The sequence below is a fragment of the Nocardia sp. NPDC050435 genome, from assembly GCF_040655395.1.
Taxonomy (GTDB): Bacteria; Actinomycetota; Actinomycetes; order Mycobacteriales; family Mycobacteriaceae; genus Nocardia.
In genome coordinates, this window is the sequence record NZ_JBFAJW010000003.1 from 763,032 (window position 1) to 789,696 (window position 26,665).

The 26,665-nt window shown below is 70.0% G+C and carries 21 protein-coding genes; 19 read left to right on the forward strand and 2 right to left on the reverse strand.

Annotated features, from left to right (window positions below; all coding sequences use genetic code 11):
• Positions 1-3 precede the first annotated feature (3 nt).
• From murF to AB0I43_RS12195, 16 genes are all read left to right on the forward strand, one after another.
• On the forward strand, positions 4-1,521 hold the full coding sequence (gene murF / locus AB0I43_RS12120) for a UDP-N-acetylmuramoyl-tripeptide--D-alanyl-D-alanine ligase (RefSeq protein WP_357431905.1): 1,518 nt from the start codon (positions 4-6) through the stop codon (positions 1,519-1,521).
• A gap of 73 nt (positions 1,522-1,594) precedes the next feature.
• Complete coding sequence (gene mraY, locus AB0I43_RS12125; RefSeq protein ID WP_356970441.1) at positions 1,595-2,671, forward strand: phospho-N-acetylmuramoyl-pentapeptide-transferase; 1,077 nt, start codon at positions 1,595-1,597, stop codon at positions 2,669-2,671.
• Positions 2,672-2,720: 49 nt separating this feature from the next.
• Positions 2,721-4,160: a UDP-N-acetylmuramoyl-L-alanine--D-glutamate ligase gene (murD, locus tag AB0I43_RS12130; protein ID WP_356971386.1), complete on the forward strand. Its 1,440-nt coding sequence runs from the start codon at positions 2,721-2,723 to the stop codon at positions 4,158-4,160.
• Positions 4,157-5,629 (forward strand): putative lipid II flippase FtsW, encoded by a 1,473-nt coding sequence (gene ftsW / locus AB0I43_RS12135; protein ID WP_356970439.1) that lies wholly within the window; start codon positions 4,157-4,159, stop codon positions 5,627-5,629. The genes murD and ftsW overlap by 4 nt, the downstream gene beginning before the upstream one ends.
• The gene (gene murG, locus AB0I43_RS12140; RefSeq protein ID WP_357431907.1) at positions 5,626-6,744 is read left to right on the forward strand and encodes an undecaprenyldiphospho-muramoylpentapeptide beta-N-acetylglucosaminyltransferase; all 1,119 of its coding nucleotides are present in this window, start codon (positions 5,626-5,628) and stop codon (positions 6,742-6,744) included. The genes ftsW and murG overlap by 4 nt, the downstream gene beginning before the upstream one ends.
• 44 nt (positions 6,745-6,788) lie before the next feature.
• Positions 6,789-8,228 carry a UDP-N-acetylmuramate--L-alanine ligase gene (gene murC / locus AB0I43_RS12145; RefSeq protein WP_356971384.1) on the forward strand — a complete coding sequence of 480 codons (1,440 nt, stop codon included), beginning with the start codon at positions 6,789-6,791 and terminating at the stop codon, positions 8,226-8,228.
• 1 nt (position 8,229) lies between these two features.
• Positions 8,230-8,907 carry an FtsQ-type POTRA domain-containing protein gene (locus AB0I43_RS12150; protein ID WP_356970436.1) on the forward strand — a complete coding sequence of 226 codons (678 nt, stop codon included), beginning with the start codon at positions 8,230-8,232 and terminating at the stop codon, positions 8,905-8,907.
• 310 nt (positions 8,908-9,217) lie between these two features.
• Positions 9,218-10,456 carry a cell division protein FtsZ gene (gene ftsZ, locus AB0I43_RS12155; protein ID WP_356970434.1) on the forward strand — a complete coding sequence of 413 codons (1,239 nt, stop codon included), beginning with the start codon at positions 9,218-9,220 and terminating at the stop codon, positions 10,454-10,456.
• Positions 10,457-10,617: 161 nt separating this feature from the next.
• Positions 10,618-11,346: a peptidoglycan editing factor PgeF gene (pgeF, locus tag AB0I43_RS12160; protein WP_357431909.1), complete on the forward strand. Its 729-nt coding sequence runs from the start codon at positions 10,618-10,620 to the stop codon at positions 11,344-11,346.
• A complete protein-coding gene (locus tag AB0I43_RS12165; protein WP_356970430.1) occupies positions 11,343-12,098 on the forward strand; it encodes a YggS family pyridoxal phosphate-dependent enzyme in 756 nt (251 codons plus the stop codon). The genes pgeF and AB0I43_RS12165 overlap by 4 nt, the downstream gene beginning before the upstream one ends.
• Positions 12,099-12,227: 129 nt before the next feature.
• Entirely contained in the window at positions 12,228-13,055 is an 828-nt protein-coding gene (locus tag AB0I43_RS12170; RefSeq protein WP_356970428.1) for a cell division protein SepF, read from the forward strand.
• 89 nt (positions 13,056-13,144) lie between these two features.
• Positions 13,145-13,432 carry a YggT family protein gene (locus AB0I43_RS12175; RefSeq protein ID WP_209896955.1) on the forward strand — a complete coding sequence of 96 codons (288 nt, stop codon included), beginning with the start codon at positions 13,145-13,147 and terminating at the stop codon, positions 13,430-13,432.
• Between the two features lie 163 nt (positions 13,433-13,595).
• On the forward strand, positions 13,596-14,447 hold the full coding sequence (locus AB0I43_RS12180) for a DivIVA domain-containing protein (protein WP_356970426.1): 852 nt from the start codon (positions 13,596-13,598) through the stop codon (positions 14,445-14,447).
• Between the two features lie 125 nt (positions 14,448-14,572).
• Complete coding sequence (locus AB0I43_RS12185; RefSeq protein WP_356970424.1) at positions 14,573-14,773, forward strand: hypothetical protein; 201 nt, start codon at positions 14,573-14,575, stop codon at positions 14,771-14,773.
• A gap of 338 nt (positions 14,774-15,111) precedes the next feature.
• Positions 15,112-18,246 (forward strand): isoleucine--tRNA ligase, encoded by a 3,135-nt coding sequence (ileS, locus tag AB0I43_RS12190; RefSeq protein ID WP_357431911.1) that lies wholly within the window; start codon positions 15,112-15,114, stop codon positions 18,244-18,246.
• Between the two features lie 493 nt (positions 18,247-18,739).
• The gene (locus AB0I43_RS12195; protein WP_356971382.1) at positions 18,740-19,195 is read left to right on the forward strand and encodes an NlpC/P60 family protein; all 456 of its coding nucleotides are present in this window, start codon (positions 18,740-18,742) and stop codon (positions 19,193-19,195) included.
• 46 nt (positions 19,196-19,241) lie between these two features.
• Here the strand turns inward: AB0I43_RS12195 and AB0I43_RS12200 are convergent, their stop codons facing one another.
• Positions 19,242-20,126 carry a UTP--glucose-1-phosphate uridylyltransferase gene (locus tag AB0I43_RS12200; RefSeq protein ID WP_356970420.1) on the reverse strand — a complete coding sequence of 295 codons (885 nt, stop codon included), beginning with the start codon at positions 20,124-20,126 and terminating at the stop codon, positions 19,242-19,244.
• Between the two features lie 182 nt (positions 20,127-20,308).
• On the opposite strand from AB0I43_RS12200, the gene AB0I43_RS12205 reads away from it, so the two are divergent.
• The 3 genes from AB0I43_RS12205 (at position 20,309) to AB0I43_RS12215 (ending at position 25,607) form a co-directional block, all read left to right on the forward strand.
• Positions 20,309-21,685: a DNA polymerase IV gene (locus AB0I43_RS12205; protein WP_356970419.1), complete on the forward strand. Its 1,377-nt coding sequence runs from the start codon at positions 20,309-20,311 to the stop codon at positions 21,683-21,685.
• A 44-nt stretch (positions 21,686-21,729) separates the two neighbouring features.
• Positions 21,730-22,236, forward strand: a complete 507-nt coding sequence (locus AB0I43_RS12210; RefSeq protein WP_356970417.1) for a hypothetical protein — start codon at positions 21,730-21,732, stop codon at positions 22,234-22,236.
• 107 nt (positions 22,237-22,343) lie between these two features.
• Positions 22,344-25,607 (forward strand): arabinosyltransferase domain-containing protein, encoded by a 3,264-nt coding sequence (locus AB0I43_RS12215; RefSeq protein ID WP_357431913.1) that lies wholly within the window; start codon positions 22,344-22,346, stop codon positions 25,605-25,607.
• Here AB0I43_RS12215 and AB0I43_RS12220 read toward each other — a convergent pair.
• Complete coding sequence (locus tag AB0I43_RS12220) at positions 25,597-26,400, reverse strand: HEAT repeat domain-containing protein (protein WP_357431915.1); 804 nt, start codon at positions 26,398-26,400, stop codon at positions 25,597-25,599. The two genes, AB0I43_RS12215 and AB0I43_RS12220, sit on opposite strands and share 11 nt — an antisense overlap.
• Positions 26,401-26,665: the final 265 nt, after the last annotated feature.

Genomic DNA, 26,665 nt, shown 5'->3' on the forward strand with positions numbered 1-26,665 from the left:
TCGATGATCGAGATGACACTGCGCGAGATCGCCGGCATCGTCGGCGGCACGCTGCACGATGTGCCCGATCCCGAGGCGCGGGTGACCGGTTCGGTGGAATTCGACTCTCGCGAGATCGGCGCCGGCGATCTGTTCCTGGCGCTGCCCGGGGAACGGTCGGACGGACACGATTTCGCGGCCGCGGCCGTCGCCGCGGGCGCGGTCGCGGTGCTGGCCGCCCGACCGGTCGGCGTGCCCGCCATCGTGGTCGAGCCGAAATCCGCCGCGGTGCGCTCGCGTTCGGTCGCGCTCACCGCGGACGCGGACGGCTCCGGCGCGGCCGTGCTCGAGGCGCTCGCCGCTCTCGCCCACGCCAGCGTCGACAAGCTGACGGCGAGCACCGGACTCACCGTCATCGGGCTCACCGGCTCCTCGGGCAAGACCTCCACCAAGGACCTGATCGCCGCGGTGCTGACCCCGCTGGGCAGCGTCGTCGCCCCGCCGGGCTCGTTCAACAGCGAACTCGGGCACCCGTGGACGGCGCTGCGCGCCGACGAGCACACCCGGTTCCTGGTGCTGGAGATGTCCGCGCGCGGTCCGGGGCACATCGCCGCCGCGGCCCGGGTGACGCCGCCCTCGGTCGGTGTGGTGCTCAATGTCGGCACCGCCCACCTCGGCGAGTTCGGCAGCCGCGAGGCCATCGCCAAGACCAAAGGCGAACTCGTGGAGGCGCTTCCGGCCACCGGCCTGGCGGTGCTGAACGCCGACGATCCGAACGTCGCGGCCATGGCCACGCGCACCGTCGCCCCGGTGGTGCTGGTCGGCCAGTCCTCCGGCGCGGCCATCCGCGCCACCGACGTCCGGATGGACGCCCAGGCGCGGGCGAGCTTCACCCTGCACGCGCCGCAGGGCAGCGTCCCCGTCCAGCTCGCCGTGCACGGGGAACATCAGGTGGGCAACGCCCTTTCGGCCGCCGCCGTCGCGCTGCACTGCGGCGCCGACCTGGCGACCGTGGCCGCGGCCCTGGCCGGCGCGCGCGCCGCCTCGGCCCGCCGCATGGACGTGCGCACCACCGAGGACGGCGTCACCGTCGTCAACGACTCCTACAACGCCAACCCGGATTCGGTGCGGGCGGCGCTCAAGGCCCTGGTCACCATGTCCAAGGCCGAGGCGACCCCGCGCCGCAGCTGGGCGGTGCTCGGCGAAATGGGCGAGCTGGGCGAGGAATCGGTGATCGAGCACGACGCGATCGGCCGGCTGGCGGTGCGCCTGGACGTGGACCGGCTGATCGTGGTCGGCACCGGACGGCCGTCCCGCGCGATGCACCAGGGAGCGGTGATGGAAGGCTCATGGGGCGAGGAGTCGATCCTCGTGCCCGATATCGGCGCGGCCATCGCGCTGCTCGACGATGAGGTCGAGACGGGCGATGTGGTGCTGGTCAAAGCGTCGAAATCGGTGGGGCTGTGGGCCGTCGCCGAACACTTGACCAGCGCGGAACGTGCCGGCAAACGCAGGGGTAGCACGGAGGCCAAGAAGTCGTGAGCGAGCGTAGCGAGCGAACCGAAAACACAGCGGCTTGCCGAATGAGCAAGCCGAGCGTCAGCGAGGCTTGTTCATGAGGCAAATTCTATTCGCGGCGGCGATCGCGCTCGCGGTGTCGATCATGTTGACGCCGTTGCTGATCAAGATGTTCGCCAAGCAGGGCTTCGGCCAGGAGATCCGGGTCGACGGCCCGGCCAGCCACCAGGCCAAGCGCGGCACGCCCACCATGGGCGGCGTCGCCATCCTGATCGGCATGTGGGCCGGGTATCTGGGCTCGCACCTGATCGGGATCATGTACAACGCCGACGGACCGTCCGCCTCGGCGTTGCTGGTGCTCGGCCTGGCCACCGCGCTCGGCGCGGTCGGCTTCGTGGACGACTTCATCAAGATCCGCAAGCAGCGCAACCTCGGGCTCACCGCGGCGGGCAAGTACATCGGCCAGCTCGCCGCCGCCGTCGTATTCGGTGTGCTGGCACTGCAATTCCGCAACGATCACGGCATCACCCCGGCCAGCCGGCACCTGTCCTACGTGCGCGACATCGCCACCGTGTCGATGGGCGTGATCATCTTCCTGCTGTGGGTCAGCATCCTGACCATCGCCTGGTCCAACGCGGTCAACCTGACCGACGGCCTGGACGGCCTGGCGGCCGGCTCGATGAGCCTGGTGCTGGGCGGCTACGTGATCATCACGTTCTGGCAGTACTACCACTCCTGCTCGTTCGAGGTGGAGCGCGGCTGCTACGACGTGCGCGACCCGCTGGACCTGGCGCTGGTCTGCGCCTCCGGCGCGGCGGCCTGTATCGGCTTCCTGTGGTGGAATGCCGCGCCCGCCAAGATCTTCATGGGCGACACCGGCTCGCTCGCGCTCGGCGGCCTGCTGGCCGGCCTGTCCATCACCACCCGCACCGAGCTGCTGATGGTCGTCATCGGCGCGCTGTTCGTGGCCGAGGCGCTCTCGGTGGTGCTGCAGGTGGCGGTGTACCGCACCACGCGCAATCGATTGTTCAAGATGGCGCCCTTCCATCACCATTTCGAACTCAGTAAATGGGCCGAGACAACAGTGATCATCCGGTTCTGGTTGCTGGCCGCCATGGCCTCGGCGGTCGGGCTCGGCTTGTTCTACAGCGAATATCTCTCCAAGGTCGGGTGAAACGAGCGTGGTCGACCATTCTCCGCGGGCGCTGCGTTCGCCGGGGCCCATGCTGGAATTCCTGCGTGGGCGTGATGTTCTCGTCGCGGGCTGGGGTGTTTCCGGCCGTTCGCTGATCGAACCGCTGCGCGATATCGGGGCCCACCCGGTGGTCACCGACGGCGGCGCGAAAGCGCTCGGCGAGGCCGCCGAGCTCGGGCTCGAGGTCGCGCCGTGCGCGGCGCTCGAGAACACCGATCTGAGCCGCTTCGCGCTGGTCATCACGAGTCCGGGCTGGCGGCCCGACTCGCCGGTGCTGGTCTCCGCGGTCACCGAGGGCATTCCGGTCTGGGGCGACGTCGAATTCGCCTGGTGGGTGGATCAGGCCCGGATCTACGGCCCGGCCCGCAAGTGGCTGGTGGTGACCGGCACCAACGGCAAGACCACCACCACCCAGATGACGCACTCGATCCTGCGCGCCGCCGGCATCGCCAGCGTCGCCTGCGGCAATATCGGCCTGCCCATCCTGGACGCGCTGCGCCGCACTCCGGGGCCGCAGGTGCTGGCGGTGGAACTGTCCTCCTTCCAGCTGCATTGGGCGCCCTCGGTGCGCCCCGAGGCGGGCGTGGTGCTCAATGTGGCCGAGGATCACCTGGATTGGCACGGCGGCCTGGACGCCTACGCCGCCGCCAAGGCCCGGGCGCTGTTCGGCCGGGTCGGGGTGGTCGGCCTGGACGACGCGGTCGCCGCGTCGCTGGCCCGGAAGTCCAAGGCGCGCCGCACCGTCGGGTTCCGCATCGGCGTGCCCGCCGACGGTGAACTCGGCGTCGTCGACGGCAAGCTGCTGGACCGCGCCTTCACCAAGGCCGCGATCCTCGCCGAGGTCGGCGACATCAGCCCGCCCGGCCCCGCGGGCGTCGCCGACGCGCTGGCCGCGGCCGCGCTGACCCGCGCCATCGACGTGGCGCCGCAGTTCGTGCGCGAGGGCCTGGTCGAGCACAAGGTCGGCCCGCACCGCGCCGCGTTCGTCCGCGAACTCGCGGGCGTCAACTTCGTCGACGACTCCAAGGCCACCAACCCGCACGCCGCGCGGTCCTCGATCCTGGCGCACCCGCAGGTGGTGTGGGTCGCGGGCGGTCAGCTCAAGGGCGCGCACGTCGAGGATCTGATCGAGGAGGTGGCCGACCGACTGGTCGGCGCGGTGCTGATCGGGTCCGACGCGCCGGTGATCGCCGCCGCATTGGCGCGACACGCGCCCGATGTCCCGGTCATCGAGGTCTGGGCGGGAGACGATGCACTGATGGACGAGGCGGTGCGGATGGAGAAAGCCGACGCCGTTATGGCCCAAGCGGTTCGAGCGGCGGCCGGCATGGCCGGTCGCGGCGACACCGTCCTCCTCGCCCCGGCGGCCGCGTCGTTGGACATGTTCGCCGACTACACCCATCGCGGCCGCAGCTTCACCGAGGCCGTGCAGGCTTTGGAGGACGGGGACATCGGGCGGCAGCTATGACGACGGCGACGAAGAGTGGTACGGCGCGGGATTCGCTGAAGGGGTACGGGAACGCGCGCTGGGTCGGGGCCTGGCTGTCGCGCCCGCTCGCCTCGTTCCACCTGATCGTCACCATCGCCACGCTGCTGACCGTGCTGGGCCTGGTCATGGTGCTCTCGGCGTCCTCGGTGGAGGCCTACGCCGACGGCGGCTCGGCCTACTCGCTGTTCATCCAGCAGGCCATGTTCGCCGCGATCGGCTGCGGGCTGTTCTACCTGGCGCTGCGGCTGCCGCTGAAACGCATGCGGCAGTGGTCGTTTCCGATGTTCGCGGCCTCGGTGCTGGCGCTGGCGCTGGTGCTGATCCCGGGCATCGGCTCGGAGGTGCAGGGTGCGCGGCGCTGGCTGATGATCGGGCCGCTGTCGGTGCAGCCCTCCGAGGTCGTCAAGGTCACGCTGGTGGTGTGGGGTGCGCACCTGCTCGCCTCGCGGCGGCTGAGCACCCTCAAAGACATTCTGGTGCCGCTGGTTCCGGCGGGCCTGCTGGTCTGCCTGCTGGTGGTGCTGCAACCGAACCTGTCCACCACCATCGCGCTCGGCGTGGTGCTGGCGGCGCTGCTGTGGTTCGGCGGTCTGCCGGTGCGGCTGTTCGTCACCATCAGCATCTCCGGCGTGATCGCCGCGGGCGTGCTGGCGCTCTCGGCCGGATACCGTTCCGACCGGGTGCGCGGGTTCTTCAGCCCGGAGGCGGACCCGCAGGGCATCGGCTACCAGGCGCGCCAGGCGCTCTACTCGCTGGCCGACGGCGGGATCTGGGGTCGCGGCCTCGGGCAGAGCCGGGCCAAGTGGAGCTATCTGCCGAACTCGCACAACGACTTCATCTTCGCCATCATCGGCGAGGAGCTCGGCTTCCTCGGCTGCGCGCTGGTGCTCGGGCTGTTCGCGCTGTTCGTCTACACCGGTCTGCGCATCGCCGCCCGTTCGGCCGACCCGTTCCTGCGGCTGCTCACCGCGACCGCCACCACCTGGATCACCGCGCAGGCGCTGATCAACATCGGCTACGTGGTCGGGTTGCTGCCGGTGACCGGTCTGCAGCTGCCGCTGGTCTCGGCCGGTGGTTCCTCGCTCGCGATCACGCTGTTCATGTTCGGCATCATCGCCAACGCGGCCCGGCACGAACCCGAGGCGGTCGCCGCCCTGCACGCCGGCGCCGACGGCCGCTTCAGCCGCCTGCTGCGACTGCCCAAGCCGGAGGTGTACTCGCCCGCGAAGGCCAGTCAGGCCCGCGCGCGCAACGCGGCTCGCGCCCAGCAGCAGCGCAAGCGGCCGCCGCCACCGCAGCGCGGCCGCCCGCAGCCGCCGGTCCGGCGGCCCCAGCCCGGTGCCGAGGCGGGTAAGAACAGACGCGGCACCAGCTCCCTGCGCTCGACCCGGGCGTGGGAACCGAACTACCCGATGCCCCATGCGAGAGAACGAGGTCGAGACAGGTGAGCGCGATTTCGGTTGTGGTGGCCGGCGGCGGGACCGCCGGACATATCGAGCCGGCGCTCGCCGTCGCCGACGCGCTGCGCCGGCTCGACGACTCGATCCGGGTGACCGCCCTGGGCACCGCGCGCGGTCTGGAGAAGGATCTGGTGCCCGCGCGCGGGTATCCGCTGGAGCTGATCCCGCCGGTGCCGTTGCCGCGCAAACTCTCCGGTGACCTGCTGCGCCTGCCCGGCCGGGTGCGCGCCTCGGTGGCCGCGACCCGGGCCGTGCTCGATCAGGTGGACGCCGACGTCATCGTCGGTTTCGGTGGCTATGTCGCGCTGCCGGCCTACCTGGCCGCGCGCGGCGGTCTGCTGGGCCGCAAGCGGCCGGTGCCGGTGGTGGTGCACGAGGCCAACGCCAAGGCGGGCATCGCGAACAAGGTCGGGGCGCGGGTCGCGGCCAGGGTGCTCGCCGCGGTGCCCGATTCCGGGCTGTCCGGGGCCGAGGTCGTCGGCATTCCGGTGCGCGCCGCCATCACCACCCTGGACCGGGCCGCGCTGCGCGCCGAGGCGCGCGCGCACTTCGGCCTGCCCGCCGAGGGGCCGGTGCTGCTGGTGTTCGGCGGTTCCCAGGGCGCGCGCACGCTGAACGAGGGTGTCTCGGGCGCGGCGCGTGAACTGACCGCCGCCGGGATCTCGGTGCTGCACGCGCACGGACCCAAGAACTCGCTGAGCCTGCCCGAGCTCGACGGACCCGCGAAGTACGTGGCGGTGCCTTATCTTTCCCGGATGGATCTGGCCTACGCCGCCGCCGACGCGGTGGTGTGCCGCTCGGGCGCGATGACCGTCGCCGAGGTGTCCGCGGTCGGGTTGCCCGCGATCTATGTGCCGCTGCCGCACGGCAACGGCGAACAGGAACTCAACGCGCGGCCCGTGGTGGCCCAGGGCGGTGGCAGAATTGTCGCCGACCAGGAGTTGACTCCGAGTTATGTGACCAACGAGGTGATTCCGCTGCTGCGCGATCCCGCGCGGCTGGCCGAGATGGGCCGCGCGGCGGCGGGCGCGGGGCATCGCGACGCCGCCGACGAGGTGGCGCGCATCGTGGCGGCGATCGGACAAGAGAGGCGGGCACGGTGAGCGAGGATCGATCGGCACTGCCACCCGACCTGCGGCGGGTGCACATGGTCGGCATCGGCGGCGCCGGCATGTCCGGCATCGCGCGGATCCTGCTGTCCCGCGGCGGCGAGGTGTCCGGTTCGGACGCCAAGGAAAGCCGCGGCGTGCTCGCGCTGCGGGCGCGCGGCGCGCAGGTGCGCATCGGCCACGACGCCAGCGCGCTGGACCTGCTGGCCGGCGGGCCGACCGTGGTGGTGACCACCTACGCCGCCATCCCCAAGACCAATCCCGAACTGGTGGAGGCCAACCGCCGCGAGATCCCGGTGCTGCTACGCCCGGCGGTGCTGGCCTCGCTCATGCAGGGGCACCGCACCCTGCTGGTCTCGGGTACGCACGGCAAGACCTCGACCACCTCGATGCTGATCGTCGCGCTGCAGCACTGCGGTTTCGACCCGTCCTTCGCGGTCGGCGGCGAGCTCAACGAGGCCGGCACCAACGCCCACCACGGCACCGGCGACAGCTTCGTGGCCGAGGCCGACGAGAGCGACGGCTCGCTGCTGCAATACGCCCCGGATGTCGCGGTGGTGACCAACATCGAGGCCGATCACCTGGATTTCTTCGGCACCCCCGAGGCCTACGCCCAGGTGTTCGACGATTTCACCGACCGGATCGTCGCGGGCGGGCTGCTGGTGGTCTGCCTGGACGATCCCGGTTCGCGCGCGCTGGCCGAGCGGGTGGGCGACAAGCTGGCGGCCAAGGGCGTGCGGGTGCTGGGCTACGGCTCCGACGACCTGGCGGACCCGCCCGTCCCCGTGGGCGTGCGCCTGCACCACTGGGAGCCGCGCGATGTCGGCGGCGTCGCCCAGTTCCAGCTCAGTGACGAGGCGTCCCCGCGCACGCTGCGGCTGTCGGTGCCGGGCCGGCACATGGCGATGAACGCGCTGGCCGCGCTGCTGGCCGCCCGCGCCTCGGGCGCCGACGTCGACGAGATCATCCAGGGGCTGGAGGGTTTCGGGGGTGTGCACCGCCGGTTCCAGTTCGTGGGCCGGGAGAACGGCGTGCGCGTCTTCGACGACTACGCCCACCATCCGACCGAGGTCCGCGCGGTGCTCGGCGCGGCCGCCGAGCTGGTGCAGCAGGAGGCCCGCGACGGCGCCCGGTCCCGGCAGGGCCGGGTGATCGTGGTGTTCCAGCCGCACCTCTACAGCCGCACCGCGACGTTCGCCGACGAGTTCGGCGAGGCGCTGAGCCTGGCCGACGAGGTGGTGGTGCTCGACGTCTTCGGCGCGCGGGAGGAGCCGCTGCCCGGCGTGAACGGCGCGCTGGTGGCGCAGGCGGTCACCAAACCGGTGCACTATCAGCCGGATATCTCGCGGGTCGGCCGGCAGGCCGCCGGGCTCGCGCTGCCGGGCGACGTGGTGATCACCATGGGCGCGGGCGACGTCACGATGCTCGGCAGCCAGATCCTCGACGGACTGCGGGCGCGGCCGCCGTACGGGCGGTGAGATGAGATCGCGGTGGCGGCTGGATCGCCGGCTCTGGCTGTTCAGTTTGCTGGGGGTGTGCGTTCTTACCGCTGTGTTCGTGGCGGCGTGGTTCACGCCGCTGCTGTCGGTGCGCGAGGTGCGGGTCGAGGGCCTGGGCGCGGTGCCGGAGGAGGCGGTGCGCGAGCAGCTGCAGATCCAGGACGGCCGCTCCATGCTGCGGATGGACACCACCGCCATGGCACGTCGTGTCGCCGGGATTCCGAAGGTGCACACCGCCCGGGTGCAGCGCGTGTATCCGTCCACCATCAAGGTGACGGTGAGCGAGCGCGTCCCGGTGCTGTATTTCGACGGCCCCGAGGGCGGGCATCTGGTGGACGGCGAGGGCATCGAATTCGCCGTCGATCCGAATCCGATCGGGGTGCCGAAATTGCTTGCCGACCGGCCCGGTGGCGGCGATCCGGTGACCGCCGCGGCGGTCGCGGTGCTGCGGGTTCTGCCTCCCGCGCTGGTAGCGCAGGTGGGCGAGGTTGTGGCACGGTCGATTTCGGATATCTCGTTGAACCTGACCGACGGGCGCACGGTAGTGTGGGGCGGGACGAACGATGCCGAGCGTAAGGCGCAGGTCGTTTTGCCACTGCTGACCCGAGAGGGCACGGTGTTCGACGTTTCGAGTCCTAATCTGGTCACGGTAAAGTGAGCGACACCCATTGCGCCCGGCGATCTTTCACAAAGATCGGGTTCAGGGGGCAACCGTCCACGATATGACGTGTGGCGCGGCGAGGCGAGCGGGATCACGCAAGATTCTGGTACTCGTGTCGGCGCGCCTGCGGGCGTATCGCGGCAGCTGCGAATAGCGTTCCGCAACAGTCGGATACTTGACATAACGCCAACCCTATGGTTGAGGTTTAGGGTTTGCCCGGGTGGCGGATCCGAAAATCGACCCGTGGCATGGCGAATGTCCGGAATCCGAAAACGACAGGCTTTAGATCGAAGGAAGGCGAGAGCCCATGACGCCCCCGCACAACTACCTTGCTGTGATCAAGGTCGTCGGTATCGGCGGCGGCGGCGTGAATGCCGTCAACCGGATGATCGAACAGGGACTCAAGGGAGTCGAGTTCATCGCGGTCAACACCGACGCGCAGGCTCTGCTGATGAGCGACGCCGACGTCAAGCTCGACGTCGGCCGTGAGCTCACCCGCGGTCTGGGCGCCGGTGCCGACCCCGAAGTCGGCCGCAAGGCCGCCGAGGACCACAAGGACGAGATCGAAGAGGTGCTCAAGGGCGCCGACATGGTCTTCGTCACCGCCGGAGAGGGCGGCGGCACCGGCACCGGTGGCGCGCCCGTGGTGGCCAGCATCGCCCGCAAGCTCGGCGCGCTGACCATCGGCGTCGTCACCCGGCCGTTCTCGTTCGAGGGCAAGCGCCGCGGCAACCAGGCCGAGGTCGGCATCAACCTGCTGCGCGAGTCCTGCGACACGCTCATCGTCATCCCGAACGACCGGCTGCTCCAGCTCGGCGACGCGGCGGTGAGCCTGATGGACGCGTTCCGCTCCGCCGACGAGGTGCTGCTCAACGGTGTTCAGGGCATTACCGACCTGATCACCACCCCGGGCCTGATCAACGTCGACTTCGCGGACGTGAAGTCGGTGATGTCCGGCGCGGGCAGCGCGCTGATGGGCATCGGCTCGGCGCGCGGCGAGGGCCGCTCGGTGAAAGCCGCCGAGTCGGCGATCAACTCGCCGCTGCTGGAGGCCTCGATGGACGGCGCGCACGGCGTGCTGCTCTCGATCGCGGGCGGGTCCGATCTGGGCCTGTTCGAGATCAACGAGGCGGCCTCGCTGGTGCAGGAGGCCGCGCACATCGAGGCGAACATCATCTTCGGCACGGTGATCGACGATTCGCTCGGTGACGAGGTGCGCGTCACGGTGATCGCGGCCGGTTTCGACGGCGGCGGCCCGGCGCGGCGCAGCTTCGAACCGTCGCGCACCGCCATCGGCTCCGGGCGGGCCGGCGAGATCGGCTCGTCCCGCACCACCAGCGAGCCGGCCGTCACCGCGCGCACCGAACCCCCGGCCGCCACCCCGCCGAGCACTCCGACCAGGGGCGCGGTCCCGAGCTACGCCGACAGCGAGCGCGCTCGCCTCGCCGAGCCCACGGTCACCCACAACCCGCGCGCGCACATCCAGCCGCCGGATGTCGACGACGATGACGACGACGTCGACGTGCCTTCGTTCATGCGGCGGTAAGTCCACCCGTGTATCCACAGCGGATCGTCCGATCATCGGGCGGTCCGCTGCTTGCGTTCCGGGCAGCGGCAGGCGGCCTGTCCGATTCGCGCCGGTGCGGCCGGATCCGAGGCGTGCGCGGCATTCGTCGCGCGCCACGATCGGCTACTACGCTCGGAAAGATGACTGCCGCACCTACTCTGACCGTTCGACGCGTGACCACGACCAGGGCAGGTGGCTTTTCGGCGCCGCCGTACGACAGCTTCAATCTCGGCGATCACGTGGGCGACGAGCCGAACGCGGTGCGCCGCAACCGGGAGCGGCTGGCCGAGGGGATCGGGCTCACGCCGGATCGCCTGGTGTGGATGGAGCAGATCCACGGCCGCACTGTCGAGATCGTCGACGGCCCGCGGGCCGAGGCGGTGCCCGCGACCGACGCGCTGGTCACCACCGTGCCGAACCTGGCGCTGGTCACGCTCAGCGCGGACTGCGTCCCGATCCTGCTCTCCGACGACGAGGCCGGGGTGATCGCGGCGGTGCACGCGGGCCGGATCGGCGCGCGCATCGGGATCGTGCCGAAGGTGCTCGAGGCGATGGTGTCGGTCGGCGCGCGGGTCGAGCGGATCGGCGCGTTCCTGGGCCCGGCCGCCTCGGGGCGGCAGTACGAGGTACCCGCCGACATGCGCGCCGATGTTGAGAAGCACCTGCCCGGCAGCGCGTCCACCACCGTGCGCGGCACCCCGTCGCTGGATCTGCGCGCCGGGATCCGCCGGCAGCTCACCGCGGCCGGGATCGGCGCGGTCGCGGAGGACCCGCGCTGCACCATCGAGGACAAGACGCTGTTCAGCCATCGCCGCGGCGCGCCCACCGGCCGCCTCGCCGGGGTGATCTGGATGGAGACCGGCGCGTGACCACCGAGACCCGCACCGAGGTCCGCGGCGCCGAGCTCGCGGCGAATCTGGCCGCGCTGACCGCGCGCATCGAGGCCGCCTGCCGGGCGGCCGGCCGCGCGCCGGAGTCGGTGCGCCTGCTGCCCGTGACGAAATTCTTCCCGGTCTCGGACGTGCGAATCCTCTACGACCTGGGCCGACGCGAGTTCGGCGAATCGCGCGAGCAGGAGGCGAGCGCCAAAGTCGTTGCCCTGCCGGAACTGCTGGGTGAGCGAGACCTCACCGGCGTGCGGTGGCACATGATCGGGCGCCTGCAACGCAACAAGGCGCGCGCCGTGGCGCGCTGGGCGGACACCGTGCACTCGGTGGACAGCGAACGGTTGGCAATGGCTCTTGACACGGCGGCGCGCGACGCGCTCGAGGCGGGAGAGCGGGACACGCCGCTGCGGGTGCTGCTGCAGGTCAGCCTGGACGAGGACCCCGAGCGCGGCGGCCTCGCGCCGGCCGCCCTGGACGCCCTCGCCGACCGCGTCGCCGACTCCGACGCGTTGCAGCTCGGCGGCTTGATGGCGATTCCGCCGCTGCAGGCCGACACCGATAGCGCCTTTGCGCGACTTGCGACCTTGCACACGCTGCTGCTCCAGCGACACCCCGGTGCGACCGAACTTTCTGCCGGAATGTCCTCGGATCTGGAGGTTGCGGTCGAACACGGTTCGACTTGCGTGCGTGTCGGTACCGCCTTGATGGGCACTCGACCGATAACCTCGGCGTAGCAAAGAAACCTCATCAGTCACATTCGACACATATGCTTGGGACGGAAGAGGGCTGAGCAAAACTTCAATACCCGGCCGCCACCGGGGCCGAAGGAAGGTCGACCACATGAGCGAACACGAGGTGCGGTAATGAGCACACTGCACAAGTTCAAGGCGTACTTCGGCATGGTTCCGCTCGAGGATTACGAGGACGACTACGTCGCCGACGATCTTCGCGGAACCGCCGCTCCCGCACCGCGTGGTGCGAGCGAGCCGCGGGGCGCGCGTGGTCGAGGCCCGTACGCGGGCGGCGGATACCCCGCCGACCGGTACGCCGAGGATCCCTACGGCCCCGAGCGTTTCCCGGCCGACCGGTTCGACGACGAGCCGGATTACCCGGAGCCCGCGCCGGTCTACAAGCCGTACAAGGCCGGTTACCCGGTCGCGCGCCGCGACGACTACGCCGACGAGCCCTACGGCGACGATCGCTACGAGGCGCCCCGGCGCCCCACCCGGATCGAGTCGGCTCCGTCGTCGGGTCGTCGCTTCACCGCCGGTGGCAGCGCGCCGATGATGCGCGGCGCGACCCGTGGTGCGCTCGCAGTCGATCCCGACGCCGAGGAGCGCCGGCTGGAGGAGCGCGTGCGCCCCGAACCGGCCCCCGCGCGCCGGCCCGGGATCTTCGAGGACGGAGGTCCCTTGTCCAAGATCACGACGCTGCGCCCGCGCGATTACAGCGAGGCCCGGATCATCGGCGAGCGGTTCCGCGAGGGCAACCCGGTGATCATGGACCTGGTCGATCTCAGCAACGCCGATGCCAAGCGCCTGGTGGATTTCGCCGCCGGACTCGCCTTCGCCCTGCGGGGTTCGTTCGACAAGGTGGCGACCAAGGTCTTCCTGCTCTCGCCGGCGGACGTGGACGTCTCGGCCGAGGAGCGGCGCCGGATCGCCGAAACCGGCTTCTACACCCAGAAATAGGGTTGTGATCAGGGGGTTTCATCAGATCCGTTGCGCCGGGGGCGGTGTGGTCATTTTGCGCGGCGCGGATTTTGCGGCAGAGTGAGGTCGTGGCCTTGTTCGCGGTGCTGTACCTCGTACTGTTCATCTTCTGGCTGTTGTTGATCAGCCGGGTGATCGTCGAGTTCATCCGTAGCTTCGCCCGGGACTGGCGACCGACCGGTGTCGTTGTCGTCCTCCTGGAGGTGATCTTCACGATCACCGACCCGCCGGTGAAACTGCTGAGGCGATTGATACCCACGGTGTCATTGGGAGGAATTCGACTCGATCTGTCGATTATGGTCCTGCTGTTCGCGGTGTTCATCGCGATGTCGTTCGCGGAAGCGCGCGTGTCGTGATGGCCAATCGTTCGCAGGCACAGCCAACCGGTAGCTCCGGTGTGACAGAATGGGGCCAAACCTTGCCCGCCCCGTCAGCTCCGCAGGCTCCGCTGACTGCCATCCCCGTAGATACCTTGCTAGATCTGCTACATCTCCAAAAGACGCGTGAAGGGATCCTTCCATGCCGCTGACTCCAGCCGATGTGCACAACGTCGCGTTCAGCAAACCGCCGATCGGGAAGCGCGGCTACAACGAAGATGAAGTCGATGCCTTCCTGGATCTGGTGGAGCAGGAACTTTCCCGGCTGATCGAGGAGAACGCCGACCTGCGCCAGCGGGTTGCCGAGCTCGATGCCGAACTGGCCGATGCCAAGAAGAGCCGCCCGGCCGCGCCCGCGCCGGTGAAAGCCCCCGTGCAGCAGGCGCCCCCGCCGCCGGAGCCGATCAAGCCCCCGGTGCCGCAGCCCGCGCCCGCGCCGATGCCCGTCGCGGCCGCGCCGAAGGAAGCCCCCGGCGCCGATGCCAATCTGCAGGCCGCCAAGGTCCTCAGCCTCGCCCAGGAGATGGCGGACAGGCTGACCAGCGATGCCAAGGTCGAAGCGGAGAATCTGCTCTCCAACGCGCGTGCCAACTCCGAGCGCTTGGTCGGCGACGCCAGAACCCGCTCCGAGGCGATGATCGGCGATGCCCGCCAGAAGTCCGAGGCCATGCTGACCGACGCGCAGAACCGCTCGGACAACCAGCTACGGCAAGCCAAGGAAAAGGCCGACGCCCTGCAGGCCGACGCCGAGCGCAAGCACACCGAGATCATGGCGACCATCACCCAGCAGCGCAGCGTGCTGGAGAGCCGGATCGAGCAGCTCAAGACCTTCGAGCGGGAGTACCGGGTGCGGCTCAAGTCGTACCTGGAGTCGCAGCTGGAGGAGTTGGAGAACCGTGGGTCGGCGGTTCCGGTGGACGGCGGCGAAGCCTTCGCCGATGCCGGCGCCGGCAACAACCTCGCGCCCGCGCAGTTCGCCAAAGGCTCGAAGTAGACCTGGCGGAGTTCGCCCACCCCGTCGGCTCGGCGCGCGTTGCGCAATGCCGTCGAACCGCCTGGCATGGCTAGTGCTTACCTACCCCGTCGGCTCGCCTTCTGCCATCCCCCTGGGGGGTCACCATGCTCGTCTTGACGCTCGTGCTCGCCGCGATCGGGTTCGCCCTGCTCGTGACGGCACTGACCACCGGGTCGGTGCTGTGGGCCTGGGGCTGCATCCTCGTGTGCGTGATCGGCGCCGTGCTGCTGCTGGTGAGTGCGCTGTCCATGCGCAGACCGGACAGCGAAGCAGCGCCGCCTCCGGGGCGGCATGCGAAGCGCTGAGCGAACCTAGCTGACACCTGACACCTTCGTTGATCTAGAGCTACCCTCTTGTACCCGGGCTCGGGGCTGCGGAAACCTGGTGGACAGCACTGGTTAGAATCGAAGAGGAACACGGCGTCGATCCGGCCATCACCGGGGAGTCTTCGGAAGAACGGCGTTCGCGCGCTCAGTAGAACCGAACGGGTGAGCCCGTCACAGCTCGCAACGAGAGGATCGCGGCGCGTCGCCGTCGCGATCAAACGGGGTGGTACCGCGGTCTCGGCGCACCGGCGCCGGCATCGTCCCCGTGCCTACGAATACGCGCCGACGGCGCGGTGGCACGAGGAGACGAATCCGCGATGGCGGACGACACCGCAGGTAAGGCCGCATATCCGCGCGTCGATCTCGGCGGCGGTAGCGGTGGGTCTTTCCCGGCAATGGAGCGCACGGTGCTCGACGCGTGGGCCGCCGACGACACCTTCCGCGCGAGCATCGAGCACCGCGCGGGCGCGGGCGAGTTCGTCTTCTACGACGGACCACCGTTTGCCAACGGTCTGCCACACTACGGTCATCTGCTCACCGGATATGTGAAGGACCTCATTCCGAGGTTTCAGACGATGCGCGGCAAACGCGTCGATCGCCGATTCGGCTGGGACTGTCACGGATTGCCCGCGGAAATCGAAGCGGAAAAGCAGCTCGGTATCACGGACAAATCACAGATCGACGCGATGGGTCTGGCGGAATTCAATGCCGCCTGCAAATCCTCGGTGCTGCGGTATACCGGTGAATGGCGCGACTATGTGACGCGTCAGGCCCGCTGGGTGGACTTCGACAACGACTACAAGACACTGGATCTCGACTTCATGGAGTCGGTGATGTGGGCCTTCAAGTCGCTGCACGAGAAGGGCCTGATCTATCAGGGCTTCCGGGTGCTGCCCTACAGCTGGTACGAGCAGACCCCGCTGTCGAACCAGGAGACCCGCCTGGACGACGCCTACAAGATGCGCCAGGATCCGGCGGTCACCGTCGACATGGCGCTGCGCGTCCCGGCCGAGCATCCGCTGGCCGAGCTCGACGGCGCCAACGCGCTGATCTGGACCACGACCCCCTGGACCCTGCCGTCCAACCTGGCGGTCGCGGTGCACCCCGACGTCCGCTACGTGCACCTGCGCGGCGCCGACGGCAAGCGCTACGTGCTGGCCGCGGAGCGGGTTTCGCACTACGCCCGCGAGTTCGGCGCGGAGCCCGAGGTGCTCTCCGAGCATCTGGGCGCGGCCCTGGTCGGCCTGAGCTACCTGCCGCCCTTCGATTTCTTCCTGGGTCACCCGAATTCGCACCGCGTGCTCGCGGCCGACTACGTCACCACCGACTCCGGCACCGGAATCGTGCACCTCGCACCGGCTTTCGGTGAGGAAGACATGGACGTCGCCACGGCCAACGGCATCGAGATCGTGCAGCCGCTGGACCCGGGCGGCAAGTTCACCTCGATGGTGCCCCCGTACGAGGGCCTGATGGTCTTCGACGCCAACCCGGTGATCATCAAGGATCTCAAGGCCGCCGGAAAGCTGTTGCGGCACGAGACGATCGAGCACTCCTACCCGCACAGCTGGCGCTCCGGCCAGCCGCTGATCTACATGGCGGTGCCGTCCTGGTTCGTCGCGGTGACCAAGTTCCGCGACCGCATGGTCGAGCTGAACCAGCAGATCACCTGGGTGCCCGAGCACATTCGCGACGGTCAGTTCGGCAAGTGGCTGGAGGGCGCGCGGGATTGGAACATCAGCCGCAACCGCTACTGGGGCAGCCCGATCCCGGTGTGGGTGTCCGACGATCCGGCCTACCCGCGGATGGACGTCTACGGCTCGCTGGACGAGCTGGAGCGCGACTTCGGCGTGCGCCCGGACGATCTGCACCGCCCGATGATCGACGACCTGGTCCGGCCGAATCCGGATGATCCGACCGGCAAGTCGATGATGCGCCGGGTGCCCGAGGTGCTGGACTGCTGGTTCGAGTCCGGCTCGATGCCGTACGCGCAGGTGCACTACCCGTTCGAGAACAAGGAGTGGTTCGACAGCCACTTCCCGGGCGATTTCATCGTCGAGTACAACGGGCAGACCCGCGGCTGGTTCTACACCCTGCACGTGCTGTCCACCGCGCTGTTCGACAGCCCGGCGTTCAAAACGGTTGCCGCGCACGGCATCGTGCTCGGCGACGACGGCCTGAAGATGTCCAAGTCCAAGGGCAACTACCCGGACGTCAACGAGGTGTTCGACCGGGACGGCTCCGACGCCATGCGCTGGTTCCTGATGAGCTCGCCGATCCTGCGCGGCGGCAACCTCATCGTCACCGAGCGCGGCATCCGCGAGGGCGTGAGCCACGCGCTGCGCCCGCTCTGGAACGCCTGGACCTTCCTGCAGCTCTACGCCTCGGAAGCCGGTGTGTGGCGTACGGATTCGACGCACGTGCTGGACCGGTACATCCTGGCCAAGCTGGCGGCCACCCGGGACGTGATGACCGAGGCGCTGGAGCACTACGACATCGCCGGCGCCTGCGACGAACTGCGCCAGTTCGCCGACGCGCTCACCAATTGGTATGTGCGCCGGTCGCGTTCGCGCTTCTGGTCCGAGGATCGCGACGCGGTGGATACCCTGCACACCGTGCTCGAGGTGGTCACCCGTCTGGCCGCGCCGCTGCTGCCGCTGGTCGCCGAGGTGATCTGGCGCGGGCTCACCGGCGAGCGGTCGGTGCACCTGGCCGATTGGCCGAAGGAGGGTGAGCTGCCCCAGGATCCGGAGCTGGTCGCGGCCATGGACGAGGTGCGCACGGTGTGCTCGACGGTGCTGAGCCTGCGCAAGGCCAAGAACCTGCGGGTGCGGCTGCCGCTGGCCGAGGTCACCATCGCGGCGGCCGACGCCGAGCGGATGCGGCCCTACGCCGACATCATCGCCGACGAGGTCAACGTCAAGAAGGTCGACCTGACCACCGACGTCGCCGTGCACGGCCGGTTCGAGCTGGCGGTGAACGCGCGCGCCGCGGGCCCGCGGCTGGGCAAGGACGTGCAGACGGTGATCAAGGCGGTCAAGGCGGGCGACTGGTCGGAGAGCGCCGAGGGCGTCGTCACCGCCGCCGGGATCGCCCTGCTGCCCGAGGAATACACCCAGCGCCTGGTCGCGGCCGAACCCGAGTCCACCTCCGCGTTGCCCGGCAATTCCGGTCTGGTGGTGCTGTATTCGGTGGTCACCGAGGAACTGGAGGCCGAGGGCTGGGCCCGGGATCTGATCCGCGATCTGCAGGAGACCCGCAAGGCCGCGGGCCTGGATGTCTCGGACCGGATCACCGTGGTGCTGGAGGTGCCGGCCGAGCGACAGGGCTGGGCGGAGGCGCACCGTGAGCTGATCGCGCGCGAGATCCTGGCCACGTCGCTGACCTTCGGCGCGGCGGGCGCGGAGGCCGCCGAGATCGTGGGCGGGGTCAAGGTGGCGCTCGGCAAGGCCTGAGTTCACCCCCGAGGGCCGGTTCCCGTTGTCGGGAACCGGCCCTTTTGGTGTGTCCGGACCGTGACCGAGATGCAATGCTGAAAATTAGCTATGAGCTTGTCCGCCGGCTCGGGAACGCGCAGAATTCGATGTTGCTATTGGGTCGCAGGGATATCCCTGTTTCTCCCGCGACGACGGATGACGACTGTTCAACCTGGACTGCGCGGTACTAGCCGGTTATCGGGCGGGTACGCGCGCTGTGGTTCCACGACCGCCCGTCTGCTGAGGCCGCCGCGCCCGGACCGGTGGCCGTGCCTTAGCTGAGGAGACGCGCACCGTGCCGAACAGACCCGGAAGACCTGGAATGCGGACGACTTTGGGCCTCCTGCTGGCCGCACCCGCGGTATCGGCCACCCTGCTCGTTCCCGGTAGCGCCGGCGCCGAACCCGCCGCCGGCCGCAGTGGCGCCGTGGCCGAGGTTCCGGAGATGACCCACCTCGAGCAGACCGTGCGCATGGCCGAGTTCCTGGCCCAGGCCGGCATCGATCTGGCGGACACCCTCAACGAGGTCGGCAGCAGCACCGGTTCGGCCGAGTTCGCGCTGCCGATTCCCATCTCCAGCCCGCGGGCGCTGGTCGCCCTCGCGATCGCCACCTCGCAGGTCGGCAAGCCCTATCAGTGGGGCGGCAACGGCCCGCATGCCTGGGACTGCTCGGGTCTGGTGCAGTGGGCCTACCGGCAGGTGGGCATCAAACTGCCGCGCACCACCTGGGAACAGGCCAAGGTCGGCATCCCGGTGGCCTTCATCGGCTTGGCGCCCGGCGACGTGGTGGTGCTCAATCGCGACGGCTCGCACGTCGGCATCTACGCGGGCATGGGCCAGGTGCTCAACGCCTACGACTGGGGTGTGCCGGTCGGGCTGACGCCGCTGCGCGAGTTCACCATCTTCTCCATCCGCCGCTTCTTCTGAGCGGCGCGCACGGGTCCCGGCCCGGAGCCGGACCGGGACCGCGCGCTCAGCCGTGCTCGGTGACCAGCCCGCGCAGCAGCGGCCCGTACTCGGGATGGGCCAGCGCCGAGGCGAATTGGGCCACCAGGTAGTCGGCCGGGTTGCCGGTGTCGTACCAGCGCCCGCGGATGACCTGACCGTAGACCGGGTTCTCCGCCGCGAAGACGTTGATCGCGTCGGTGAGGTAGACCTCGCCGGTGCGGTGCTCGTACCAGGCTTCGGTCTGGCGGCGCAGTTCCTCGATGATGCCCGGGGTCACCACGTAGCCGCCGATCGCGGCGAAGGCCGAGGGCGCGTCGGCGGGCTTGGGCTTCTCGCGCAGTCCGGTGATGCGCATCAGTCCGTTGCCCTGGTCGTCGGCGACGACCGGCACGCCGTAGCGGGTGGATTCCTCGGGATCCATCGGCATCAGCGCCAGCACCGGCGCGCCGGTGGCCTCGTAGGCGTCGACCAGCTGCTGGGCGCGCGGCACCTCGGCGACGAAGACGTCGTCGGGCCACAGCACCAGCATCGGCTCCTCGCCGGCGTTGCGCGCCGCGTTCAGCACGGGGGTGCCGTTGCCGTAGGGGCCGTGCTGGTCCAGGTAGGTGATGTGGCCCAGGCGCGAGAGCTCGCCCACCTCTTCGACCGCGTCGGCGTAAGCGGTCTTGCCGTCCGCGCGCAGCTGGGCGACCAGGGCCGGATTCGGCCGGAAGTGATCCTGGATCAACGACTTTCCGCCGCTGACGACGATCGTGATGTCGGTGATGCCCGAGGCGACCAGCTCACGCACGGTGTGCTCGATCACCGGCTTGTCACCGACGGGCAGCATCTCCTTCGGGATGGCCTTGGTGAGGGGGAGCAGTCGGGAGCCGATTCCAGCGGCCGGGATGACGGCCTTGCGGATCTTCATGCCCTCGATCATCACACACCGCCCTGGGCGCCAAGTCCGATCGGGCCAGGTCAAGGCGGGTGGACCCGGGCGTGGGGGCGGCAGTTACCGCGCAGGCAACCCGCGACTCGCCGATGTCGGACCGTGTCGGTGGGGCGGCGTAAATTCCTGGCTGTGCGGACCATGAACCAGCGGCAGTCGCGGTGAGCGCGCGCTCGCCCTACCCGCCGGCGGACGCGGGGCGCACCGCCCGGCGCTGGGTCCTGCACATCGATATGGATGCCTTCTTCGCATCCGTCGAGCAATTGACCCGGCCCACGCTGCGCGGGCGGCCGGTGCTCGTCGGCGGCACCGGCGGGCGCGGCGTGGTCGCGGGCGCGAGTTACGAGGCGCGGGTCTTCGGCGCCCGCTCGGCGATGCCGATGCACCAGGCGCGGCGGCTGGTCGGGGGCGGCGTGGTGGTGATGCCGCCGCGCGGGGTGGTCTACGGCGCGCTCAGCGAGCGGGTGTTCGAGGCGCTGCGCGCACGTATCCCGGTGCTCGAGACGCTCTCGTTCGACGAGGCCTTCGGCGAGCCCGCCGAGCTGGCGGGCGCCTCGGTGGCCGAGGTGCACGAGTTCGCGACCGAGTTGCGCGCGACGGTGCGGGAGCGGACGGGGCTGGTCGCCTCGGTCGGCGCGGGCACCGGCAAACAGCTCGCGAAAATCGCCTCCGGCCTGGCCAAACCCGATGGCATCCGGGTGGTTTCGCCCGCCGAGCAGCAGCATCTGCTGGCCGCGCTGCCGGTGCGCAAGCTCTGGGGGATCGGCCCGGTCGCCGAAAGTCGTTTGCGCTCACTGGGTATCGAGACGGTGGGCGCGTTCGCCGCGCTGCCCGAGGCCGAGGCGGCCTCGATCCTGGGCGGCAGCGTGGGCGCCGCGCTGCACCGGCTGGCGCGCGGCATCGACGATCGCCCGGTCGCCGAACGCGCCGAGGCCAAGCAGATCAGCGCCGAGAACACCTACGAGAAGGACATCGTCACCCTCGCCCAGCTGCGGCCCGCGATCGAGGCGATGGCGGCGTCGGCGCATCGCCGGCTGGAGAAGGACGGCCGCGCGGCGCGCACCGTGGTGCTGAAGCTGAAGAAGTCCGACATGAGCATCGTGACCAGGTCGTTCACCCTGCCGTACGCCACCACCGATCTGTCGACGCTGGGCACCGCGGCCCAGCGCTCCGCGATCGATCCGGCCGAACTGGGCCCGATCCGCTTGGTGGGCGTGGGTTTCGGCGGCCTGTCCACGGTGCGGCAGGAGTCGCTGTTCCCGGAGCTCGATCAGGATCCGGTCGAGGAGACGCCACCGGAGTGGGCGGCGGCCGCTCCGGCGGCCGAGGCCGACACGCCGGAGCCGCGGGCGACCGCCTGGTACGCCGGAATGGATGTCCGGCACCCGGAATTCGGGCACGGGTGGGTGCAGGGCGCCGGATTGGGAGTGGTCACAATCCGTTTCGAGACGAGTTCGACAGGGCCGGGTCCAGCGCGTACCTTCAGCGCCGATGACATCAGTCTGTCCCGTGCCGATCCGCTCGACAGCCTCCATTAGCCTGATGCACACCACGGACCGACTCGAACGCAAAGGACGAGCAGTTGAAGCTTCGTAAGACTGGACGCATCGCGATCGCCGGATTGGCCCTCGTGGCCGCACTGAGCATGACGGCCTGCGGCGGCGATGACAAGAAGGACACTTCGACGGCGAAGAGTTCGACGACCAGTGCCATGGCGACGGCCACCAGCGCGGCGAACGTGCCGCCGGTCCCGACCGTGGCGGAGCTGAACGCCGAGCTGCAGAAGGCCCTGGACCCGAACATCCCCAACTCCGAGAAGCTGGAGATGGTGCAGGGCGCCGAGGCGGATCCGGAACTGCCGAGCCGCCTCACCCAGGCCGTGCAGCAGGCGGGCGCGAAGGCGGAGGTCACCGAGGTGACGGCCTTCGGTGACACCATCAACGCCAAGGCCAAGATCACCATGAACGGCCAGGAGAACATCGCCGACGTGCCATTCGTCGCCGAGAACGGCAAGTGGAAGGTGCAGAAGGCCTGGGCCTGCCAGATGCTGCAGCTGGTCAACATCCAGTCCGTGGCCTGCGCGGCCTGAGGTGTGCGGGCGGCCGGCCCTCGCGCCGGCCGCCGGTTTCTCAGCGGATTTTCAGGAAAGTGATGCGGTAGTACCGTTTTCGGGGTTCGCCGCTACTATCGGGCCCCGTGGCTGACACAATGGTGTGGGCGGGGGAGTCCGTCGAGGAGTCCGAAACCGCGAGACCGGTGAGGTATGGGGGCTGGGCGCGGCCCGTCGCGTTGATCGCGGCGCTGATCGGCACGCTGTGCGCGATCGCGATTCCGCTGCTGCCGGTACGCATGGACACCGCCACCATCACGTGGCCTCAGGCCGGTGCCACCACGGGTGTGCAGGCGCCGCTCACCACCTACGCTCCGATCGATCTCGCCGCCCGGATCCCCTGCGCCGCGATGACGGCGCTCGCCGATACCGGCGGCATCGTGATGTCGACCATTCCGCGCCAGTCCGCCGACATGGAGCGCTACGGCTTCGTCGTCAAGGTCGTGCCCGACACCGCCGAACGCGCCGGACGCGTGGACGTCGTCTCGCGCAACACGCTGCTGTGGTCGGCGCCGCTGGCGCAGGTGCGCGGTCAGAACTGCGCGGTCGCCGTCGATCTCGGCGCGGGCCGCACCTCGGTGGCCGCCGGCGGCGCCGGGCCGATCGATTCCGGTGATCTCGCGGGCAAGGACCTGCGGCCCCAGGTGGTCGGCGTCTTCAGCGACGTGCGGGGTGCGCCGCCCGCGGATCTGAGCATGCGCATCGAGGTGGACTCCCGGTTCTCCACCTCGCCGACGCCGCTCAAGCTCGCCGTCATCGTGCTGTGCGTGCTCGCCACCCTGGTCGCGCTGGTCGCCCTGCACCGCCTCGACAGTCTGGACGGCCGCTCGGCGCGCCGGTTCCTGCCTACGCGGTGGTGGCGGTTGCGCGCTGTCGACTGGGTGGTGTTCGCGACGCTGGGCGTGTGGCATTTCCTGGGCGCCAATACCTCCGACGACGGCTACATCCTCGGCATGGCGCGCGGCGCGCAGAGTTCGGGCTACATGTCGAACTACTACCGCTGGTTCAGCGTCGACGAGGGGCCGTTCTACACGCCCTACACCGACGTGATCGGCTGGCTCGCACAGATTTCCACGGTGAGTCCGTGGGTGCGCCTGCCCACCCTGGCCGCCGCGGTGCTCAGCTGGTGGGTGATCAGCCGCGAGGTGCTGCCGCGCCTGGGCGTGGCGTTGCGCGGCGGCGTCGCGGTGTGGACCGCCGGGCTGATGTTCCTGGCGTTCTGGCTGCCCTACAACAACGGGTTGCGCGCGGAATTCGTGGTGGCCACCGGTGTGCTGCTCACCTGGGTGTCGATGGAGCGGGCGCTGGCGACCCGGCGGCTGCTGCCCGCCGCCTGCGCGATCCTCATCGCGGCGTTCACGCTGACCGCCGCGCCCTCGGGCCTGATCTGCCTGGGCGCCTTGGCCGCCGGGGCACGCGGCTTGACCGAGATCGTGGTGCGGCGCGCCCGCACGGTCGGCTATCTGCCGCTGCTCGCCCCGCTGATCGCGGCCGGGCTGCTCGTGCTGACCGTCGTGTTCGCCGACCGCACCCTGGCGGCCGTGCAGGAGATGCTGCGGGTGCACGACCTGATCAAACCGGGCGAGTCCTGGTTCTTCGAATACCTGCGCTGGCAGTACCTGATCACCCCCAGCGGCGACGGCTGGCTCACCCGCCGCTTCGGCATGTTCATGCTGCTGCTCGGATTGATCGTGTGCGTGGTGTCGATGCTGCGCCGCGGCGGTCATCTGCCCGGCACCGCGGTCGGGCCGACCCGGCGGCTGGTGGGCATCACCTTCGCCGCGATGGTGCTGATGATGTTCTCGCCGACCAAGTGGAACCACCAGTTCGGTGTCTTCGCCGGGCTGGCGGCCTGCGTGGCGGCGCTGACCGCGGTGGCGGTCGGGCACGGGGTGCTGCGGCCGGTGCGCAACCGGGCGCTGTTCGCGGCGGCGGTGTTCTTCACCCTGGCCGTGACATTCGTGGCGGCCAACGGATACTGGTACGTCTCGGCGTGGGGAGTTCCGTTCTGGGACAAGGCCCCCGAGATCGCGGGCAAGGGATTGTCCACGCTCGCGGCCGGGCTCGCGGTGCTCGCGCTGGTGGTGGCGGGCTGGTGGCACATCCGGCCGCGGACGCGCCTGAGACCGTGGGCGGAACGGCTGAGCCGGGTGCCGGTGCTGGCCCTGGTCGCCGCGTTCATGGTGCTGTTCGAGGTGGGGTCGCTGGCCAAGGCCGCGGTCTCGCAGTATCCGGCCTATTCGATCGGCAAGTCGAACCTGTCCGCGGCCTTCGCCGGTGGCTGCGGCCTGGCCGATGACGTTCTGGTGGAACCGAATCCGAACGCCTCGGTGCTCGCACCGCTCAGCGGGGACGCGGCGAGCACCCTGGCCGGGACCGACGCCACCGGGTTCACCGCCACCGGCGTCGCCCCCGTGCTGGTATCCGACGACGTCGACTCCGAGGCCGGCCGCGCCAACACCGTCTCCAGTGATCCCGCGGAGTTGCAGGACGCCGCCAAATCGGCGGACTCCGGGTCGGATACGGCCCAGGGCAGTGCCGTGGCGCTGCCCTTCGGGCTGGACCCGGCCACCACCCCGGTGCTCGGCAGCTACCGCGACGGCGACCAGGTCCCCGCCACGCTCGGCACCGGCTGGTTCCGGCTGCCCGAGGCGGTCGGCGGAAGCCGCGGCGACATCATCGCCATCGCGGTCGCCGGCCGGATCCGCTCGATCGACGCCGACGGCGTCGAGCAGCCCGGCCAGAGTCTCGAACTCGAATACGGGACAACGCGACCCGACGGCAGCGTGGCCACCGGTGCGCGCGTGCTGCCCCTCGACATCGGCCCCGCGCCGCTGTGGCGCAATCTGCGGGTGCCGCTCGACCAGTTGCCCGGTGACGCCGACGTGGTGCGTCTGGTGGCCACCGACAAGGATCTCGGCAAGGACCAGTGGCTGGCGGTGACGCCGCCGCGCGTCCCGCAGACGAAAACCCTGAACGCCCTGCTGGGTTCGCGCACGCCGGTGCTGCTGGACTGGGCCGTCGGCCTGAACTTCCCGTGCCAGAACCATCTGCCCACCCGGGTCGGGGTGGCCGGGCTGCCCGAGTACCGGATCCTGCCGGACCGCACCCTTGCGTCGATCACCACCATGTGGCAGGACCACGTGGGCGGCGGCCCGCTCGGCTGGACCGGGCTGCTGTACGAAGCGCGCACGCTGCCGGCGTATCTGAACAACGACTGGGATCGGGACTGGGGCTCGCTCGAGCAGTACATTCCGCTGGATCCCCAGGCCGTCGGCGCCCGGGTCGAGGTGGCCCCGGTCGAGCGCTGGGGCACCTGGACGCCGGGGCCGATCAACGTCAGCTGGTGAAGCCGTGCGCCGGTGTGCACGCGGCGATGGCGTCGTCGAGCGTGGTGAGATACCAGGTTTCCGCCGCGCCCGCGTCGTCGCGCAGGGCGCGCAAGGCCGGCAGGAACTGCGGGGAGCCGAGGACGGTGGCCGCCTCCAGCGTCAGCGTGTTCGGGTCCCGGGCCAGCATCGTGTGCAGCGCGGGCACCGCGCGCGGGTCGCCGCGCCGGGCCAACCCCATGGCGGCCTCGGCGGCGGTCTCCGGGTCGGCGTCGGTGAGCCGGGCGGCGAGCGCGTCGCGCACGGCCGGGGTGTCGACGTCGAGTTGCGTGCCCAGCCCGAACACGGCCCAATCCCGCACCATGTCTTCGGTATCGGTGCTCAGCCGCACCAGGGCCGCGACCGCCTCGGGTGCGGGCGGCTCGCCGGCGATGGTGGCCAGGGCGACCGCGGCGGCGAATCGGATGCCGCGGTCGGGCGATTCGGCGTGCGGTAGTACCGCGGGCAGCCCGCGTGGATCGTAGTGATGCCCGAATCCGCCGATCGCGGAGGCGACCACGCGGGGATCGGGATCCCGGCACGCCGCCGCGAACAGCGGGAGCGCGTCCTCCAGGAACGGTTTGTCGTGGGCGTAGCCGTACTGGCTCAGGATGTCGACGGCGAGCAGGCGCGTCGTCGCGTCCGGCGAATTCGTCAGGGCGGCAACGGCGTCGAAGGTCTCCCGTTCGGTCCGGCGCTGCAACTCGGTCACCGTGCGCCACCATCGGTCGTCCTCTGGATCGCCGACCGCGAGCGCCCGATTCAGCAACTCCACGGAACCTACCCCCGCGAGGTCGCTACCGGCCCTGTCATTCATAGCAATCGCATCCGGGTCATGCCCAGCATTCTCCCCGCGCGAGCCCCGCGACCAGCCGCAACCGTACGCGGCGGCGTGTTGCAGGTCACCATCGCGCCGCGGGAACGCTGTGAGAAGACAGCCTGGGCGGGCCCGATCTTCGGCATTAGCATCGGATTTCGACAGCTTGTGCGGTGGGGCGAGGCCCGGGCGGCACGTTCGAACCGTTGCTAGGGAGGGCCGC